This window comes from Streptomyces sp. NPDC048353 (assembly GCF_055587165.1).
The window spans coordinates 13,528-30,417 of record NZ_JBVJGU010000005.1 but is presented as its reverse complement, the minus strand read 5'-3'; the positions used below and the strand labels follow the sequence as shown (position 1 = coordinate 30,417).

Annotated in this window: 13 protein-coding genes, 2 tRNA genes and 1 riboswitch; of the genes, 11 read left to right on the top strand and 4 right to left on the bottom strand. The window is 73.5% G+C overall.

The window, feature by feature from the left end:
- Positions 1–143 precede the first annotated feature (143 nt).
- The 3 genes from ACZ6RC_RS18710 to ACZ6RC_RS18700 all read left to right on the top strand — a co-directional run bounded on the left by ACZ6RC_RS18710 (position 144) and on the right by ACZ6RC_RS18700 (position 4,515).
- Positions 144–3,521, top strand: a complete 3,378-nt coding sequence (locus ACZ6RC_RS18710; protein WP_469584451.1) for a FlgD immunoglobulin-like domain containing protein — start codon at positions 144–146, stop codon at positions 3,519–3,521.
- Positions 3,522–3,627: 106 nt separating this feature from the next.
- A tRNA-Lys gene (locus ACZ6RC_RS18705) sits at positions 3,628–3,700 on the top strand.
- A 236-nt stretch (positions 3,701–3,936) separates the two neighbouring features.
- Entirely contained in the window at positions 3,937–4,515 is a 579-nt protein-coding gene (locus ACZ6RC_RS18700) for a dienelactone hydrolase family protein (protein WP_469584448.1), read from the top strand.
- 50 nt (positions 4,516–4,565) lie between these two features.
- Here the strand turns inward: ACZ6RC_RS18700 and sigJ are convergent, their stop codons facing one another.
- A complete protein-coding gene (gene sigJ, locus ACZ6RC_RS18695) occupies positions 4,566–5,456 on the bottom strand; it encodes an RNA polymerase sigma factor SigJ (protein WP_469584445.1) in 891 nt (296 codons plus the stop codon).
- Positions 5,457–5,699: 243 nt separating this feature from the next.
- Between sigJ and ACZ6RC_RS18690 the strand changes: the two genes are divergently transcribed.
- The 8 genes from ACZ6RC_RS18690 (at position 5,700) to ACZ6RC_RS18655 (ending at position 13,183) form a co-directional block, all read left to right on the top strand.
- On the top strand, positions 5,700–6,179 hold the full coding sequence (locus ACZ6RC_RS18690; RefSeq protein WP_391139719.1) for a rhodanese-like domain-containing protein: 480 nt from the start codon (positions 5,700–5,702) through the stop codon (positions 6,177–6,179).
- Between the two features lie 51 nt (positions 6,180–6,230).
- Positions 6,231–6,304: transfer RNA gene (locus tag ACZ6RC_RS18685), tRNA-Met, on the top strand.
- A gap of 137 nt (positions 6,305–6,441) precedes the next feature.
- A complete protein-coding gene (locus ACZ6RC_RS18680; RefSeq protein ID WP_391139718.1) occupies positions 6,442–7,182 on the top strand; it encodes a MerR family transcriptional regulator in 741 nt (246 codons plus the stop codon).
- Positions 7,183–7,308: 126 nt separating this feature from the next.
- Positions 7,309–7,707 (top strand): hypothetical protein, encoded by a 399-nt coding sequence (locus ACZ6RC_RS18675; RefSeq protein ID WP_469584440.1) that lies wholly within the window; start codon positions 7,309–7,311, stop codon positions 7,705–7,707.
- 233 nt (positions 7,708–7,940) lie between these two features.
- The gene (locus ACZ6RC_RS18670) at positions 7,941–8,915 is read left to right on the top strand and encodes a PLP-dependent cysteine synthase family protein (RefSeq protein WP_469585697.1); all 975 of its coding nucleotides are present in this window, start codon (positions 7,941–7,943) and stop codon (positions 8,913–8,915) included.
- Complete coding sequence (locus ACZ6RC_RS18665) at positions 8,912–10,132, top strand: MFS transporter (protein ID WP_469584437.1); 1,221 nt, start codon at positions 8,912–8,914, stop codon at positions 10,130–10,132. Before ACZ6RC_RS18670 ends, ACZ6RC_RS18665 begins: the two co-directional genes overlap by 4 nt.
- A gap of 374 nt (positions 10,133–10,506) precedes the next feature.
- Positions 10,507–11,652: a PP2C family protein-serine/threonine phosphatase gene (locus ACZ6RC_RS18660; RefSeq protein WP_453616465.1), complete on the top strand. Its 1,146-nt coding sequence runs from the start codon at positions 10,507–10,509 to the stop codon at positions 11,650–11,652.
- A 256-nt stretch (positions 11,653–11,908) separates the two neighbouring features.
- Positions 11,909–12,056: riboswitch (cyclic di-AMP (ydaO/yuaA leader) on the top strand.
- 11 nt (positions 12,057–12,067) lie between these two features.
- A complete protein-coding gene (locus ACZ6RC_RS18655; RefSeq protein ID WP_469584434.1) occupies positions 12,068–13,183 on the top strand; it encodes a M23 family metallopeptidase in 1,116 nt (371 codons plus the stop codon).
- A 150-nt stretch (positions 13,184–13,333) separates the two neighbouring features.
- On the opposite strand, the gene ACZ6RC_RS18650 is transcribed toward ACZ6RC_RS18655, so the two are convergent.
- The 3 genes from ACZ6RC_RS18650 to lhgO all read right to left on the bottom strand — a co-directional run bounded on the left by ACZ6RC_RS18650 (position 13,334) and on the right by lhgO (position 16,847).
- Positions 13,334–14,620 carry a PrsW family intramembrane metalloprotease gene (locus ACZ6RC_RS18650; protein WP_469585694.1) on the bottom strand — a complete coding sequence of 429 codons (1,287 nt, stop codon included), beginning with the start codon at positions 14,618–14,620 and terminating at the stop codon, positions 13,334–13,336.
- A 145-nt stretch (positions 14,621–14,765) separates the two neighbouring features.
- Positions 14,766–15,485: a tRNA (guanosine(46)-N7)-methyltransferase TrmB gene (trmB, locus tag ACZ6RC_RS18645; protein ID WP_469585691.1), complete on the bottom strand. Its 720-nt coding sequence runs from the start codon at positions 15,483–15,485 to the stop codon at positions 14,766–14,768.
- Positions 15,486–15,626: 141 nt separating this feature from the next.
- The gene (lhgO, locus tag ACZ6RC_RS18640) at positions 15,627–16,847 is read right to left on the bottom strand and encodes an L-2-hydroxyglutarate oxidase (RefSeq protein WP_469584431.1); all 1,221 of its coding nucleotides are present in this window, start codon (positions 16,845–16,847) and stop codon (positions 15,627–15,629) included.
- Between the last annotated feature and the right edge of the window lie 43 nt (positions 16,848–16,890).

Sequence of the window (16,890 nt, the reverse complement as noted above, 5' to 3'; positions counted from 1 at the left end):
GGGCCTTCCTCTTTTTTGAACTCGTTTAAAAGAATGCCGGTTGATCGTTTCATCTTGTTAAGGTCGAGCCATTCGCGCAGGGGCGTGCCGCGTTCCGCCGCCTTTCCGCTGCGCCGACCAGCTGTTTCGGGGAGAAGCTGATCTTGAGACGTCTCGTACTGGCACGCGCCGCTGTCGCGGCCGTCACCGTCGCCGGCATCACGGCGGGGCTCGCACCCGTCACCACGGCCGTCGCGGCCGAAGCACCGGAACCCGGGCTGACCATCCCGGCCGCCGTGGAGGGCGATCCCACCGCGGCCGTACTCCAACAGGCGGGCGAGACCGGCTATCTGACCGGCACGGTCAAGACCGGGTACCACTGGACCTCGTACGCGGACAAGGCCACCGAGCCCGTCCCCGTGCCGGCCGGCTACACCACCGTCTACGGCACCGACTCCGACACCCTCGCCTTCGTCGGCGACGGCCGTAGCGTCCTGCTGCGCGACATGCGGGACGGCGGCGAACGGACCTTCCCGGTGCCCGCCGGGGAATCCCTCCGGCTGGTGATCGGCGACGCCGTCGTCACCGAGGCCGACGGTCCGAAGCCGACGCGCTGGACCGTCCACACCTGGCAGGACGGCCGGATCAGCAGCCGCACCGTCCCGGTGGCCGGGGCGGACTCCACGGACCTCCTCGCCTGGGACCGGGACGGCTTCTACCTCACCACGACCTACGGCACCTTGCTGGACGACTGGCGGTACACCGACATCCAGCGCGTCGACGTCTCGGGCACCACCACCCGGACCCGGCTCGCGGACCTGCCGTACGACACCGCGTCGAACGGCGACACCGTGACCCAGTGGCACGAGGACGGCCGGCTGACGGTCTGGAACCACAAGACGACCGACCTGCAGAAACCGGTACGGGAACTCACCGTCCCCTACGACAAGCGCGCCAGTCTGCTCGGCACCGTCGGCGACCATGTCCTCATCGCACGGCCCCTCTCCGCGAAAGAGGTCACCCCCTACGCCGACCTCATGTGGCGCGTCGTCGCGGTGCCCTTCGACGGCGGCCCGGAGCGGACCCTCTTCGAGCGGGCCACCGCCATGCCGCGGTACAAGGCCGACGGCACCCTGCTCGTCGGGGCCGCGACGGCCCGTGGGACGGGCGGGGAGACCGGGCCGGGCGTCTACACGGTCCGGCCCGGCGCCGACGGCGGACTCGTCACCGGGAAGCTCCTCGACGCACCGCCCGCCCGCGGCTCCGTCGCCGGGCTCTCCCTGGCGCAGGGCCGGCTGACCACGGTCGACCGGGTGCCCCTCCTCGACGGCCCCGAGGCCCTGCTGCGCTCCACCGACCTCACGGTCGCCGGGACCCCGCGGGCCGGCGTACGCACCGAAAGGGGCGCCGACGCCGCCCAGTTCCCCGGCGGCTGCCTCACGGCGGCCGACTGCCCGGAGACCTTCGCCACCGGTGACGGCCGGGTCGTCTTCCGCACGAAGGACGGCAAGAGGCTCGGCGTGATCGACGCGGGCGGCTCGCTGCCCGCCCGTACCGTCACCACCGAGCAGCCGATCGCCGCGTCGCCGGACTCCCTGCGGGTCTCCGGCCGGTACGCCGCCGCCCGCAGCACGGACGACCGACTGCGGGTCTACGACGTGGAGACGGGGAAGAACGTCCGGACCGAGACCGGAGGCACGCCGTTCGCCCTCTCGGGCAGCACCCTGTGGAAGCAGCAGGGCGGCACCGCCGAGGTGCGCGCCGTGGACGTGTCGACGGGCCGGTCCGCCGGCACCGCCGCCCTGCCCGCCGACTGCCGTACGCCGGGGCTCCAGGCCGCCGGAACGTTCCTGTACTGGCGGTGCGCCACCGGCGAGTCCGCGGTGTACGACACCGCCTCCCGGACGTCCGTACCGCTGCCCGCCCACACGGCCGCCCTCCTCTCCGACGGCTACGTCGCCTGGCTGAAGGACGGGCAGCTGCACACCACCGACGTGCGCGGCACCGCGGGCTCCCGCCTGATCGGCACCCCCAAGGGCGGTGCCCCCGGCCGTGACTGGACCGTGGACCGCTTCGGCGGGCCCGTCGCGTACGTCGACGCCGACGAGGCGGTCCGGGTCGTCCCGGCCGGGGCGGAGGCCCCCGGGCTCGCCGCACTCGACGCCGACGTCCCGCCCACCGCCCCCGGCTCCTGGAAGCCCCGCTGGTGGGTGTCCAAGCCCGCCGCCTCCTGGGCCCTGACGCTGACGCACAAGGCCACCGGCACCGTCGTGCGGACGCTGACCGGCGGGGAGGCGCGCGGGGTGGTCGCCGCCGACTGGGACGGCAAGGACGCCGACGGGAAGCCCGTCACGAACGGCGCGTACACCTGGACGATGACGGCGGAGCCCGCCGACGGCGCCGGGCCGCGGCTGGAGCGGCGCGGCGCGCTGCTGGTGAGCGGGGGCCTGGCCTCCGCGTACGGCACGTACAAGCCGGTCACGCCCACCCGGCTGATGGACACCCGCAGCGGACTGGGCGTCCCGAAGGCCAAGGTCGGCCCGGCCGGGACGGTGACGCTGCGGGTGGCGGGCGTCGGCGGGGTGCCGGCGACCGGGGTCACGGCCGTCGTCCTGAACGTGACGGCGACCGGTCCGACCTCCGCCGGGTTCGTGTCGGTGTACCCGTCGGGTACGCAGCGCACGAGCGCGTCGAACCTCAACTTCACGGCCGGTCAGACGGTGCCGAACCTGGTGGTCGTGCCCGTGGTGGACGGCAAGGTGTCGTTCTACAACCACGCCGGTTCGGTGGACCTGCTGGCCGACGTCGCGGGCTACTCCACGGGCGACGGCACCGGCAGCACGTACGAACCGGTGACGCCGACCCGTCTGATGGACACCCGGTCCGGCCTCGGCGTGCCCAAGGCGAAGGTCGGCCCGGGCGGGACGGTGACGCTCCCGATCGCCCGGCCGGGCGTCAGCGCCGTCGTCCTGAACGTGACGGCGACCGGTCCGACCTCCGCCGGGTTCGTGTCGGTGTACCCGTCGGGTACGCAGCGCACGAGCGCGTCGAACCTCAACTTCACGGCGGGGCAGACGGTGCCGAACCTGGTGGTCGTGCCGGTGGTGGACGGCAAGGTGTCGTTCTACAACCACGCCGGTTCGGTGGACCTGCTGGCCGACGTCGCCGGCTACTACCTCCCGGGCGGCGCCGGATCCGAGTACCGCCCGGTGACCCCGACGCGCCTGATGGACACCCGCAGCGGCCTGGGCGTCCCCCAGGAGCCGGTGGGCCCCGGCCGGACGGTGACGCTGGCCATCACCGAACCCGGCGTCTCCGCGGTCGTGCTCAACGTGACGGCCACCGGCGCGACGGCGACGAGCTACGTCTCCGTCCACCCCTCGGGCACCCCGCGCACCAGCGCGACGAACCTCAACTTCACGGCGGGCCAGACGGTTCCCAACCTGGTCGTCGTGCCGGTGGTGGACGGCAAGGTGTCCTTCTACAACCACGCCGGCTCGGTGAACCTGATCGCCGACGTCGCCGGCTACTACACGGGCTGACACCCCGGGTCCCGACCCACTCCGGTGGGCCGGGACCCGCCCGTACCGATACCCGATCGGCTGCGGGGCGTGATCCGGCTATGCTGCGGGGGTGCCCTTGTGGTGAGGGCCGTTAGCTCAATTGGCAGAGCAGCGGACTTTTAATCCGTTGGTTGTGGGTTCGAGTCCCACACGGCCTACCGATCGGCCCCGGGTCAGGGACATCTGACCCGGGGCCGCTGTCGTGTGCGGGCGGTCGGCGGGGACGCCGGCCGCCCGCACACGGAAGCCCCGCCTGCCCCCGTACCGAGGACGGACGCCAAGTCCCCCGGCCGTACTGCCGATTCGGCGGCCCCCGGGACGGACGATTCGCGGCCGAGGGGGAGAGAATCGGGGTGCCCGGGCCGTGGGGCCCGGGGCGGGAGGAGTGTGGCGAGTGGCCGAGGTGTTGTTGTTCCACCATGCGCAGGGTCTGACCGAGGGCGTCCGCGCCTTCGCCGAGGAGCTGCGGCGGGCCGGGCACCGGGTGCGGGTGCCGGATGCGTACGACGGGCGGACGTTCGACAGCCTGGAGGCCGGGATCGGCTACGCCCAGGAGATCGGCTTCGGGGAGATCCTGGAGCGCGGGGTGCGCGCCGCCGAGGGGATGCCCGACGCGGTGGTGTACGCCGGGTTCTCGCTCGGGGTGCTGCCCGCCCAGAAGCTGGCCCAGACCCGGCCCGGCGCGGCCGGAGCCCTGCTGTTCGACGCCTGCGTGCCCGTCACCGAGTTCGGGGCGGGCTGGCCCGACGGCGTACCCGTCCAGGTGCACGGCATGGACGCGGACGAGGTGTTCGTCGCCGAGGGGGACCTCGACGCCGCCCGCGCCCTGGTGGCGGGCGCCGAGGACGCGGAGCTGTTCCTCTATCCCGGCGACCGTCATCTGTTCGCGGACAGCAGCCTTCCGTCGTATGAGGAGAAGGCGACGGCACTGCTCCTCGAACGGGTGCTCGGCTTCCTCGCGAGGGTGGGGTAGGGGCAAAGCCCTAGGGGGCGGCTGAGTCCCCGTCCGCGGGCGCCGGGCCGTCAGGCCTCCCCGAGGTCCAGACGTTCCAGACGCGCCGGGTCCGCCAGGATGTGGATCTCCACGATCCGGTCGTCAGCGACGGTGAACGCCATGAGCGCCTGCGGGCGGCCGTCCGCCAGCGAGACGACGCCGGCGGCGCCGTTGACGAGGACCGGCCGGGCCGCGTGGCGGAAGCGGGAGAAGGTGAGGGCCTGGTCGACGACCGCCGCCGCGCCCCGGACGAGCTTCGAGGCCGCCGCGCGGAGCGTGCCGCCGTCCGCGCGCAGGACCACGTCCGGGTCGAGGACCGCGAGCAGGCCCTCGAAGTCGCCGTCGGCGGAGGCCGCGAGGAACGCGTCGACGACCTCGCGCTGCCGCGCCGGGTCAGGGCCCGGCGCCGGAGTCGCAGACCGGACCCGGCGGCGGGCGCGGCTGGCGAGCTGCCGGGTGGCGGCCGGGGTGCGGTCCACGATCGGGGCGATCTCGTCGAAGGACACCGCGAACATGTCGTGCAGGACGAACGCCAGCCGCTCGGCCGGGGCCAGCGTGTCCAGGACCACCAGCAGGGCCAGCCCCACCGAGTCGGCGAGCAGCGCCGCCTGCTCCGGGTCGGTGGGCCCGCCCTCGGCCCGTCCGACGACCGGGTCGGGGACGTGGTACTCCAGCGGGTCCTCGCGGCGCGAGGCGCGTGCGCGCAGCATGTCGAGGCAGACCCGGCCCACGACGGTGGTCAGCCAGCCGCTGAGGTTCTCCACCCCGGTGGTGTCGGTGCGGTGGAGCTTGAACCACGTCTCCTGGACCGCGTCCTCCGCCTCGCTCAGCGACCCGAGCATGCGGTACGCGACCGCCCGCAGATGGGCGCGGTCGGCCTCGAATCGCCCGGCCGCTGCGAGGAGTGCGTCGTCGTCCACCGGTGTCCCTCCCTCGTCGGGCCCCTGAGGTGCGGCACGGTGCCCCGGGCCCCTTCGCGCCGTCCTGGGGCCTTCGCCCGCCCCGGGGGGAGGCGCCCCGGCCGCCCCTTCGCGTCCCGCTGCGTCCCGCTGCGTGAGATCCCCGCCGTCCTCCGGTGAACGCCCCGATTTCCCCGGCGGATCGCCGCCGCTCCCGGGAATCGCCACTTCAGCCCGTTGATCTTCGGCCGTAGTTTTTCACGTATGACGACAACGACGCAGGTCAATTCGGTTCTTCGCACGCCGCCGGCCTCTCCCGCCGCCGCGGCCGCCTACTTCGGCGCCTCCCTCGCCTTCCACGCCGACGTCTCCGATGTCGCCGCCGCGCTCGCCGCCGGCGGTGACCCCGGCTTCGTGGTCGTCGACTCGCGCTCCACCGCCTCCTGGGACCAGGGCCACATCCCCGGCGCGGTCCACCTGCCGACCGCCCTCGTCCCCGAGCAGGCCGGCCGCCTGCTCGACGTGTCCGTCCCGGTCGTCACGTACTGCTGGGGCCCCGGCTGCAACGGCGCCACCCGCGCGGCGCTCGCCCTCGCCGAGCTGGGCTACCAGGTCAAGGAGATGCTCGGCGGTTTCGAGTACTGGGTGCGCGAGGGCTTCGCGTACGAGACCTGGGAGGGCGCCGGGAAGAAGGACGCGGACCCGCTGACCGCCCCCGTCGACGCCGAGGACTGCGGCTGCTGAGGAAACGGATTTCCGGATCCGCCACCCATGCCGTAAGGTCATATTCACCGACGCGGGGTGGAGCAGCTCGGTAGCTCGCTGGGCTCATAACCCAGAGGTCGCAGGTTCAAATCCTGTCCCCGCTACTCAGTAGCAACGAAGGCCCGGATCCAGTCACTGGATCCGGGCCTTCGTCGTGGTCCTCCCCCCTCTTTCCCTTCGCGGGCCGTCGCGACTTTTCCCGCTTGACCTTTACGCAGCGTCAAGATTTAGCGTTCTCGGCATGGAGTGGTCGATCCAAGAGATCGCCAGGAAGGCCGGCACCACCAGCCGCACGCTCAGGCACTACGGCGAGCGCGGACTGCTGGAGCCCAGCCGGATCGGCGCCAACGGTTACCGGTACTACGACCAGGCGGCGCTCGTGCGGCTGCAGCGCATTCTGCTGCTGCGCGAGCTGGGGCTCTCGCTCCCCGCCATCGCCGAGGTCCTCGAAGGGCAGCGGGACACGTCCGCGGCCCTGCGGACCCATCTCGCCCTGCTGGAGCAGGAGCGAGAACGCATCGGGCGGCAGATCGCCTCGGTGCGGACCACTCTCCACAAGACCGAGAACGGAGAAGAACTCATGGCCGAGGAAGTGTTCGACGGGTTCGATCACACCCAGTACGAGGCGGAGGTCGGCGAACGCTGGGGCCGCGAGGCGTACGAGAAGGGCGACCGCTGGTGGCGCTCGCTGAGCGCCGAGGGGAGGCAGGCGTTCCTGGACGAACAGGCAGGCATCGCCCGCGACTTCGGGCAGGCGGCCCGGGACGGCCTCGCCGCCGACAGCGACGCGGTGCAGGAGCTGGCGCGGCGGCAGGTCGAGTGGCTGTCGCACACCACGACGCCGGCGAAGGAGTACGTGATCGGCCTGGGCCGGATGTACGTCGACGACCCGCGCTTCACCGTCCACTACGACAAGCACGGCGAGGGCACGGCGGTCCTCGTCCGCGACGCGATGGAGATCTACGCCGAGCGGAACCTGTAGCGGTACCCGTAAGGGGCGCAGGGGGGGGCGACGGGGCGGGGTCCGCCCGACGGGGACGGCAGGTGGCCGAATTCCCGCCCGTCCCTTTGCCCGCCGACGAGTGCGGGCCGTAGTGTCACGCGCACCATGAGTGACCGAAGCGTGGTCGACGCGCGACAGGCAGGACGGCGGGCGCCCGCCGTCCTCCTTCTGCTCGCCCTCGTCGCGTTGCTCGTCAGCGTCTGCCACGGCGCGCACGGGCACACGCTGCCGCCCACCGGCGGCGGGGCCGCCGCGGCCGTCGTCTCCGCCCCCGCGCTGCCGCACGGCTGCGAGCGGACCGGGGAGGCCTGGTCCTTCGACGTGCACCTGCCCGCGCAGGGCGCGGCCCCGCAGCTCGCCGCGCCGGACGCCGGGGAAGCCGTACGCCTCGCCGACGACGAGGTCTTCCCCGCCGATCCGCGCGCCCGGTGCGTCCGCGACCGGGCGGGGCCGGGGCCCGAGCCCGGCCGCCTGCTGATCGCCCTCGGAGTGGACCGGAACTGAGCCGGGTCGCCGCACACGACCAGGCTCCCTTCCGGCACACCACCTCGAGGACAAACCCCCTGATGAACGACCTGCTCTCCGGCACAGCCCTGCCCGGCACCGCCTTGCCCGGCACCGCTTTGCCCGGCACCGCTTTGCCCAGCGCCTCCCTGTCCGGTACATCTCTGCCCGGTACATCCCTGCCGGATCCCGCCCTCGCCGCGCAGACCGTCGGCAACACCCCCGTCCTCCGGATGGACGACGGTTACTGGGCCAAGCTCGAAGGCTTCAACTTCGGCGGCATCAAGGACCGCGCCGCCCTCCACATGGTCGGCGAGGCCCGACGTCGCGGTGTGCTGCGGCCCGGGGCACCGATCGTCGAATCCACCTCAGGCACCCTCGGCCTGGGCCTCGCGCTCGCGGGCGTGCTGCACGGCCACCCCGTGCACGTCGTCACCGACCCCGGCCTCGAACCGATCGTCGAGCGGATGCTCGTCGCCCACGGCGCCCGGGTCCACGTCGTCCCCGAGCCCCGGCCGGACGGTGGCTGGCAGCAGGCCCGCATGGACCGGGTCGGCGAACTGCTGGCGCGCCTGCGCGGCGCCGACGGCGCCCCGGCCTGGTGGCCCGACCAGTACGGCAACCCCGACAACCCGGAGTCGTACGCCGGACTCGCCGCCGAACTCTCCGCCCAGCTCGACCGGATCGACGTCCTCGTCTGCGCCGTCGGCACCGGCGGGCACTCGGCCGGCATCTCCCGCGCGCTGCGCGCCACCAGCAGCCCGGCCCTCGAACTGGTCGGCGTGGACTCCGTCCGCTCCACCGTCTTCGGACTCCCGGCGGGCGAACGGCTGATGCGCGGTCTCGGCTCGTCCATCCATCCGGGCAACGTCGACCACGGCGCTTTCGACGAGGTCCACTGGGTGGGCCCCGAGGACGCGGTCCGCGCGGCCCGGCGGCTGGCGGCCCGGCAGTTCGCCACGGGCGGCTGGAGCGTGGGCGCCGTCGCCCTCGTCGCGGGCTGGCTGGCCCGCACCCGGCCGCGCGGCACGCGGATCGCGGCCGTCTTCCCCGACGGGCCGCAGCGGTACTTCGACTCGGTGTTCAGCGACGAGTTCTGCGCGGCGCACGGGCTGCTGGAGGCGCCGGTACGGGAGGAACCGGCGGCGTACGAGAGCGGCGTGCCGGTCACCGGCTGGACCCGGCGCGTGCTGGAGCGGGTCCGATGAGCGCCCCGACCGCGGTCCCCGCCGAGGGCGGGATCTGGAAGCGGAGCCGTACGTTCGACCCGGCCGTGCGGCTGCTCCTGGTCAACCAGCTGACCATCAACCTCGGCTTCTACATGCTGATGCCGTACCTCGCCGCGCATCTCGCCGACGGGCTCGGCATGGCGGCCTGGTCGGTCGGGCTCGTCCTCGGTGCCCGCAACCTCTCTCAGCAGGGCATGTTCCTGATCGGCGGCGCCCTCGCCGACCGGCTCGGCTTCAAGCCGCTGATCGTCGCCGGCTGCGCGCTGCGGACGGCCGGCTTCGGGGCGCTCGCCTTCGCCCAGTCGCTGCCGGTGCTGATCGCCGCCTCGGTGGCGACCGGACTGGCGGGGGCGCTGTTCAACCCCGCCGTCCGCGCGTACCTGGCGGCGGAGGCGGGGAAGCGGCGCGTGGAGGCGTTCGCCCTCTTCAACATCCACTACCAGGCGGGGATCCTGCTCGGGCCGCTGGTGGGGGTGGCGTTGACCGGGGTCTCCTTCCGGCTGACGTGCGTGGTGGCGGCGGCGCTCTTCGCCGTCCTGACGGTGGTGCAGCTCCGGCACCTGCCGGTACGGGCCGGGGCCCGGGGGGACGCGGCTCCGGACGCCGGGGGCGGGCGGGGCCAGTTCCGTACCGTGCTCGCGAACCGGACCTTCTGGCTCTTCTCGCTCGCGATGACCGGCTCGTACGTCCTGTCCTTCCAGGTCTATCTCGCGCTGCCGCTCGCGGCGGACGGCACGGCGCCGACCACCGCCCTGTTCGTCGTCTCGGCGCTCGTCGCCCTGGCGGGCCAGCTCCGGATCACGGCCTGGTGCGGGCGCCGGCTGACCCGGGAGCGCTGCCTGGTGCTCGGCCTCGCGCTGATGGGCGCCGCCTTCCTGCTCCCGGCCGGGGTGCCGGGGGTGGTGGGGCTGCTGCTGTGCGCGGCGGTCCTGGCGCTCGGGAACGCGGTCCTCTACCCGTACGAGATGGACACGGTCGTCGCCCTCTCGGGCGGCCGGTGGGTCGCCACGCACTACGGCCTGTACAACACCGTCTGCGGGATCGGCATCACCCTCGGGAACCTGGGGACGGGGGCGCTGCTCGACGTGGCCGGCGGCTCCGCCACCCCGTGGCTGGTCCTGGCCGCGGTCGGTCTCGGCTGCGCGGTGGCGATCGGGGCCCTGGCCCGGCGCGGCCGGCTGGCGGCGACGGGCTGAGCCGTACGCCCCGACGGGGGGCCGGCGCTCTCCGGACGCTGTCCGGAGGCCGCCGGGGCGGCCGGGGCCACCGGGGCCGCCGGGGCCACCGGGGCCACCGGGGATACCGGGGCTACCGGGGCGGCCGCGTGCCGTACTCCACTCGGCGGCGCGGGGTCGCCGCCCGGGGCGGCGACCGGCACGCTGGGAAGGGCACGGTACCGTCCGGCGCCGTGCACGGATCCGGCAGGAGAGCACAGGTGGGGCAGCGAGCGGCGGGGAACGGGGCTTCCGGGCATCCGCGCCCGGGCCCGCACGAACGCCCGCGTCAGGCCTCGAACACCCCCTCGCACGGCCGCTCACGTCCGCACCCGGGCCCGCACGGCCTTCCCCACCTGCGCCCGGACCCCCGCCCGCGTCCGCCCTCACGGGCCGAGCGCGCCCGCCGGTTCGTCCGGGCCCTGCCCCCGCTGATCATCGCCGGAGGGGTCGTCTTCGACCTGGCGACCCCGCCCGCCTACACCGCCGCCCCGCTGTTCTCCGCGGCCCCGCTCATCGCGGCGCCGCTCTTCTCGATGCTGACGACCCTGCTCACCGGCATCGCCGCCGTCCTCGCCTCCGTCGGACTGCACCTCTACAACAGGACCGTCACCGACGTCCCCGCCCTCACCGAGACCCTCACCGTCATCACGGTCGCCGCGCTCGCCCTGCTGATCAACCGGGTCGTCCGCCGCAGCGGCGAACGCCTGGCGTCGGCGCGGGTGATCGCCGAAGCGGCGCAGAAGGCCGTGCTCCCGACGCCCGCAGAGCGGATCGGCGGGCTGCAGGTCGCCGCCCGCTACGAGGCGGCGCAGGCCGACGCGTTCATCGGCGGTGACCTGTTCGCCGTCCAGGACACCCCCTACGGCGTACGGGTCGTGGTCGGCGACGTACGGGGCAAGGGGATGGACGCGGTCGAGGCCGTCGCCGTCGTCATCGGCGCCTTCCGGGAGGCCGCCGAGCAGGAGTCGACGCTGGAGGGCGTGGCCCAGCGCCTGGAGCGGGCCCTGGCCCGCGAGGGCACCCGGCGGACCGGCCTGGACGCCGCCGAGGGGTTCACCACCGCCGTCCTCGCGGAGATCCCGCGCGGCGCCGGTCTCGTACGGGTGGTGAACCGCGGGCACCCGGAGCCGCTGATGCTCTACACCGACGGCGGCCTGACCATGCTGGCGCCGAGCCAGTCCGCGCTGCCGCTCGGCATGGGCGATCTGGCCGCCTGGCCGGACCGGGCCGACGAGACGCCGTACCCGCCGGGCGCCACGCTGCTCCTCTACACCGACGGCCTCTCCGAGGCGCGCGACGCCCACGGCACCTTCTACGATCCCGCCGAGCGGCTGGCCGGCCGGATCTTCCCCGGACCGGAGGAGCTCCTGGACGCGCTCGTCGACGACGTGCGGCGGTACACGGGCGGCGGGACGACGGACGACATGGCGCTGCTGGCGGTGAGCCGCCCGGCACGCGGGCAGCCGGAGCGGCGCCGGACCATGCCGGTGGTGCCGTGACGGCCTGCGGTGCCATGACGACCGACTGTGGTGACCATCCGTGATCGAAAGGTCCCGCTCCGATAACAATTGACGAAACATCAGATTCGGTTTCGTCGGCGCCTTTTCACTGAAACAGGGTCATGTGGGGGGCAAGTCGGGCCATTACCCCGCAATCCCATGAACGATCAGTAGGAACAGCTTGGAATACAGACCCCCTGTCTATTAACGTTCGATAACGCAGCGCGGTCGTCCCAGCCGTCGTTAGAGACGGCACCGTGCGCACGCGCCGAATCCTGAAAAGGAACCGGGGAACCACTACTTGGGGTGAATCGGGCGCTTTCGCACCTGTGCGGCAGTGCTCGTAGGAGACCTTCCTGCTCCGAACCCGTCAGCTAACCCGGTAGGCGAGAAGGAAGGAAAGGAGCACGCCTCCGTGGCGTCCAACACCCCTGCCCCCGAAGCCCCCTTCGACGCGTTCGGTGCCTCGGGTGCCGCCGGGACGGACAACGACACCGGCGCGTGGGAGGAGTGGAATCCCACCGAGGACTCCCTCCGCCAGCAGGCCCGCTCCGGTGGCCGCCACCGCGTGGTCAAGCAGCGCTCCGGCTTCGCCCGCTCCTCCACCGTCCTCGGCGTCGGTGTCATCGCCGCCGTCGGCGCCGGCGGCCTGGCCACCGCCCAGGAGAAGCCGGCCGTCTCCATCTCCCTTCCCGACCTCGACCTCCCCGACGCCTCCGAACTGCCCGGCGTCGGCGAACTGATCGCGGACGGCACCGGCGGAACCGAGGGCGTCGACGGCGCCGGTACGGACAACCTCCAGCCGCTCACCGCCACCCTCGCCCTGCCCACCGAGACGACCGGGACGGCCGGCTCCGCGAACGGATCCGCCTCCGCCGCTTCCGCCTCCGCGTCCACCGCCGACGCCGGCGAGGCGCTGCGCGCCCGCATCCTCCAGCAGGCCGAGCAGCAGCAGGCCTCCGCCGACGCCGCCGAGAAGGCCGCGGCGGAGAAGGCGGCCGCCGAGAAGGCCGCCGCCGAAGCGGCAGCCAAGGCGAGCGCCGCGGAGAAGGCCGCCGCAGAGGCGAAGAAGAAGGCCGAGGCGGAGGCGGCGGCCAAGGCCGAGGCGGAGCGCCTGGCCAAGCTCGCCGCGAGCTACGCCCTGCCCACCTCCTCGTACGTCATCACCTCCACGTTCGGCGAGTCCGGCTCGATGTGGTCCTCCGGCTACCACACGGGCCTCGACCTCGCCGCCCCCACCGGCACCCCGGTCAAGGCCGTCCACGGCGGCACCATCAAGTCGGCAGGCTGGTCCGGCTCGTACGGCTACCGCATCGTCCTGGAGCTCGCGGACGGTACCGAGGTCTGGTACTGCCACCTGTCCTCCATGACCGCCTCCGCGGGCCAGTCGGTGGGCACCGGCGAGACGATCGGCCGCGTCGGCGCCACCGGCAACGTCACCGGCCCGCACCTCCACCTGGAGGTCAAGACCCCGGGCGGCTCCGGCGTGGACCCGGCCGCCTGGCTGCGCGACAAGGGCCTGAACCTCTGACCATCGCCCGCGGGCCTGAAGTCCGCGGGCCTGAACGACCGCGGCCAGGGCCTGAAGTCCGCGGCGAGGGCATGAGCTCCGCGACGGGGGCCTGACCGTCCGACCGCTCGGCTGCGCGCGAGGGGGCTGAGCGTCCCGCCGTCGAACGCGTCAGCTCCGATAGGGGTTGTAGCCGCTGTAGTCGAGGTACTGCGGCGGCGCCCATACCTGCCCGGTCGCCCGCGCCGCGTACGTGAGCGCGGGCGAGGCGACCGCCTTGCGGTGCCAGAGGTGGTGCAGCAGCTCCTGCTCGCGGGCGGCGAAGTCCGGTTCCGCCGCGCCCCGCTCGGCCCGGTGGCGCAGGAAGGCGAGGGTCGTCGCGAACGCCTCGTACTCCCCGACCGCCCGCGCCGCCGTCTTGCCGTACGTCCGTGCGGCGAAGGCGCGGGCCACCGAGCGGGCCCTCATGGAGGAGAGCGCGAGGGGTTCGGCGGGCGAGAGCCAGCCGGCCGCCGCGTACGCCGGGAGCTGCCCGGATATGGTCCGCAGCTCCCGCTGCCGGCTCCATATCGCCAGCCAGGTCAGCAGCGCGAACGCCGGCACCATGAAGGCGCCGTACACCACGAGGAACCACCAGCCGCCGAAGACGGCCGAGCCGTTCCACAGGGCGTGCATGCCCATGGCGAGTATCAGGCCGGCGAGGGGGAGCAGGACGCGGCGGACGCGCCGGCGGCGGGCGGCGAGGGCGGCGAATCCGAAGCCGATGCCGGTGAGCACCGTGAAGAGCGGATGCGCGAACGGCGACATCACGATCCGTACGAAGAAGGTCCCGGCCGTCACCGAGCCGAACCCCGAGTCGCCGAACTCCTGGTCCTCCCCGAAGGCCCTGCCGAGATAGAGGATGTTCTCGGTGAAGGCGAAGCCGGTGGCGGTGAACCCGGCGACGACCACGCCGTCGACCACTCCGGTGAAGTCCCGTCGGCGGAAGAGGAAGAGCAGCAGGACCGCGGCGGCCTTGGCGCTCTCCTCGACGACCGGGGCGACGACGGTGGCGCCGAGGGTGTCCGCCGAGGCGGGGTCGGCGGTCGCGGTCGCGATCCAGCGGACCGCGAACGTGTTGGCCGTCAGCGCCACCAGCGCGGCCGCGAAGGCGCCCCAGGCGAAGGCGAAGAGCTGGTTCTTCCAGGGGCTCGGCTCCACCCGGTCGAGCCAGCGGAACGCGGCCATCAGGAGCGGCACGGGCAGCACGGCCAGACCGAGCCCGACGAGGAACCCCTCCGTGCCCGTCTCGTGCCGCACCAACCCGAGGATCACCAGGGCGCAGAGCGCGAGCACCGTGACCACGGCGACGGCCCGGACCACCTTGCTGCGCCAGAAGGCGCGGCGGGGCCGGTAGCGCCACTGGGCACGGCCGGGGACGCCGGGGAAGGCCGGCTCCTCGGTGTCCCGGGCGGGCACGGGGGAGAGAAACGGATTCGACACGTGAACGACCCTAACGAGCCGCACCGACAGAGTGCGCGCGAGTTCCGCGACCTGTGGACAAGCCGGCCCCGGGCGTTAGCCAGGAGCACCGGAACGGGCCCCACCTGTGGAAAAGCCGGGGCTACCTACGCCGGAAGAGCAGGTCGTGCACCACATGGCCCTTGTCGAGGCCCTGCCCCTCGAAACGGGTGCGGGGGCGGAACTCCGGGCGGGGGGCGTAGCCGCCGTCGGGCTGTGTGTTCGCGAAGTCGGGATGCGCGGAGAGGACGTCCAGCATCTGCTCGGCGTACTCCTCCCAGTCCGTGGCGCAGTGCAGGATCGCACCGGGCTTCATCCGGGTCGCGAGGAGAGTGAGGAACTCGGGCTGGATGAGGCGCCGCTTGTGGTGGCGCTTCTTGGGCCAGGGGTCCGGGAAGTAGACGCGGCAGCCGTCGAGGGCGTCGGCGGTGAGCATCTCGCGCAGCAGGATGATCGCGTCGCCGTTGGCGACCCGTACGTTCTCGAGCCCGCCCCGGTCGGCGAGACCGAGGAGGTTGCCCTGGCCGGGGGTGTGGACGTCCACGGCGAGGATGCCGGTGCCGGGGTCGGCGGCGGCCATCTTCGCGGTGGCCTCGCCCATGCCGAAGCCGATCTCCAGGACGACAGGGAGGCCGCCGAACATCGCGTTCAGGTCGAGGACCCGCTTGCCGTCGATGTCCAGGCCCCAGTCCGGCCAGCGCTTGAGCATGGCCTCGGCCTGACCTGCGGTGACGCGGCTGCGCCGGGGCTGGAAGCTGCGGATCCGCCGCTCGTGGTGCGATCCGGCGGGGTCGGGCAGCGGCCCTTCCCCGGCGGCGAACATCCGGCTGCCCCGCCGGGCGACGACGGGCTCGGCGGCGGCAACAGGCTCGGCGAGGACGGGCTCGGCGGCCGGGCGCGGAAGGGTTTCACGGGACTCAGACACAATGCGGCAATTCTACGGGGCGCCCCGCGAAGCCCACGTCTACAGCAGCGCCAGCGCCCGCAGGGCGACCTCCCGGCCGATCGGAAGCGAGGCCGTGGCCGCCGGGGACGGGGCGTTCAGCACGTGCACCGTCCTCGCCGACTCGCGGATCAGGAAGTCGTCGACCAGGGTCCCGTCCCGGAGGACGGCCTGGGCGCGGACGCCCGCGTCGGCCCGCCGCAGATCCCGCTCCTCCACGACCGGCAGCAGCCTGCGCACCGCTTCCGTGAAGGCCCGCTTCGACAGCGATCGCCGCAGCTCGCCCGCGCCGTACCGCCAGTGTTCCCGCGCGATGGCCCAGGATCCCGGCCATGCCAGCGTCCCGGCGAGGTCGCCCGGGCGCACGACCGACCAGCCGTACCCCTCCCGGGCCAGCGCCGGCACCGCGTTCGGGCCGACATGGACACCGCCGTCGATGCCCCGGGTCAGGTGGACCCCGAGGAAGGGGAAGGCGGGGTCGGGCACCGGATACACCAAGCCACGCACGAGCGAGGGGTCGGCCAGTTCGTAGTACTCACCGCGGAAGGGGACGATCCGCATCTCGGGGTCGTCGCCCGCGAGGCGTGCGACCCGGTCGCAGTGGAGCCCGGCGCAGTTGACCAGGACCCGGCCGCGCACGATGGTGCCGGACGCGGTGCGGACGGCCACACCCCACGGCCGCCGGTCGATCGCGGTGACCTCCGAGCCGTACAGGATCCGGGCCCCGGATGCCTCGGCGAGCTGCGCCGCCACCGCGCCGTAGTCGCAGATCCCCGTCGTGCCGACGTGGATCGCCGCGAGACCCCGCACCCTCGGCTCGTACGCGCTGATCTGCGCGGGTCCCAGCTCCCGCACCGGAATGCCGTTCTCCCGGCCGCGCTGCACGAGCGCGTGCAGCCGGGGCAGCTCCTCGCGCGCGGTGGCGACGATCAGCTTGCCCGTGACCTCGTACGGCAGGTCGTACTCGGCGCAGAACTTGACCATCTCGGCCGCGCCCGCGACCGCGAAGCGGGCCTTCAGCGATCCCGGGCGGTAATAGATCCCGCTGTGGATCACACCGCTGTTGCGTCCCGTCTGGTGGCGGGCCGGGGCGTGCTCCTTCTCCAGGACGGTGACGCGTGTGCCGGGCGCGGCACGGGTCAGGGCGTACGCCGTCGACAGGCCGACGATCCCGCCGCCGATCACGAGCACGTCGCTGTCCACGTCCCGTACGGACGCCTGCGCCCCGGACACCTGCACCACCTCCCACCCCGATAGTGCACTGGCCCACTGACAATCCCGTTAA

What these genes read in the sequence shown, in the direction of transcription:
- ACZ6RC_RS18690 (WP_391139719.1), top strand. Translation starts at nt 5,700, where the DNA reads ATGACGACAACGACGCAGGTCAATTCGGTTCTTCGCACGCCGCCGGCC.
- ACZ6RC_RS18680 (WP_391139718.1), top strand. Translation starts at nt 6,442, where the DNA reads ATGGAGTGGTCGATCCAAGAGATCGCCAGGAAGGCCGGCACCACCAGC.
- ACZ6RC_RS18675 (WP_469584440.1), top strand. Translation starts at nt 7,309, where the DNA reads ATGAGTGACCGAAGCGTGGTCGACGCGCGACAGGCAGGACGGCGGGCG.
- ACZ6RC_RS18670 (WP_469585697.1), top strand. Translation starts at nt 7,941, where the DNA reads ATGGACGACGGTTACTGGGCCAAGCTCGAAGGCTTCAACTTCGGCGGC.
- ACZ6RC_RS18665 (WP_469584437.1), top strand. Translation starts at nt 8,912, where the DNA reads ATGAGCGCCCCGACCGCGGTCCCCGCCGAGGGCGGGATCTGGAAGCGG.
- trmB (WP_469585691.1), bottom strand. Translation starts at nt 15,485, where the DNA reads ATGTTCGCCGCCGGGGAAGGGCCGCTGCCCGACCCCGCCGGATCGCAC.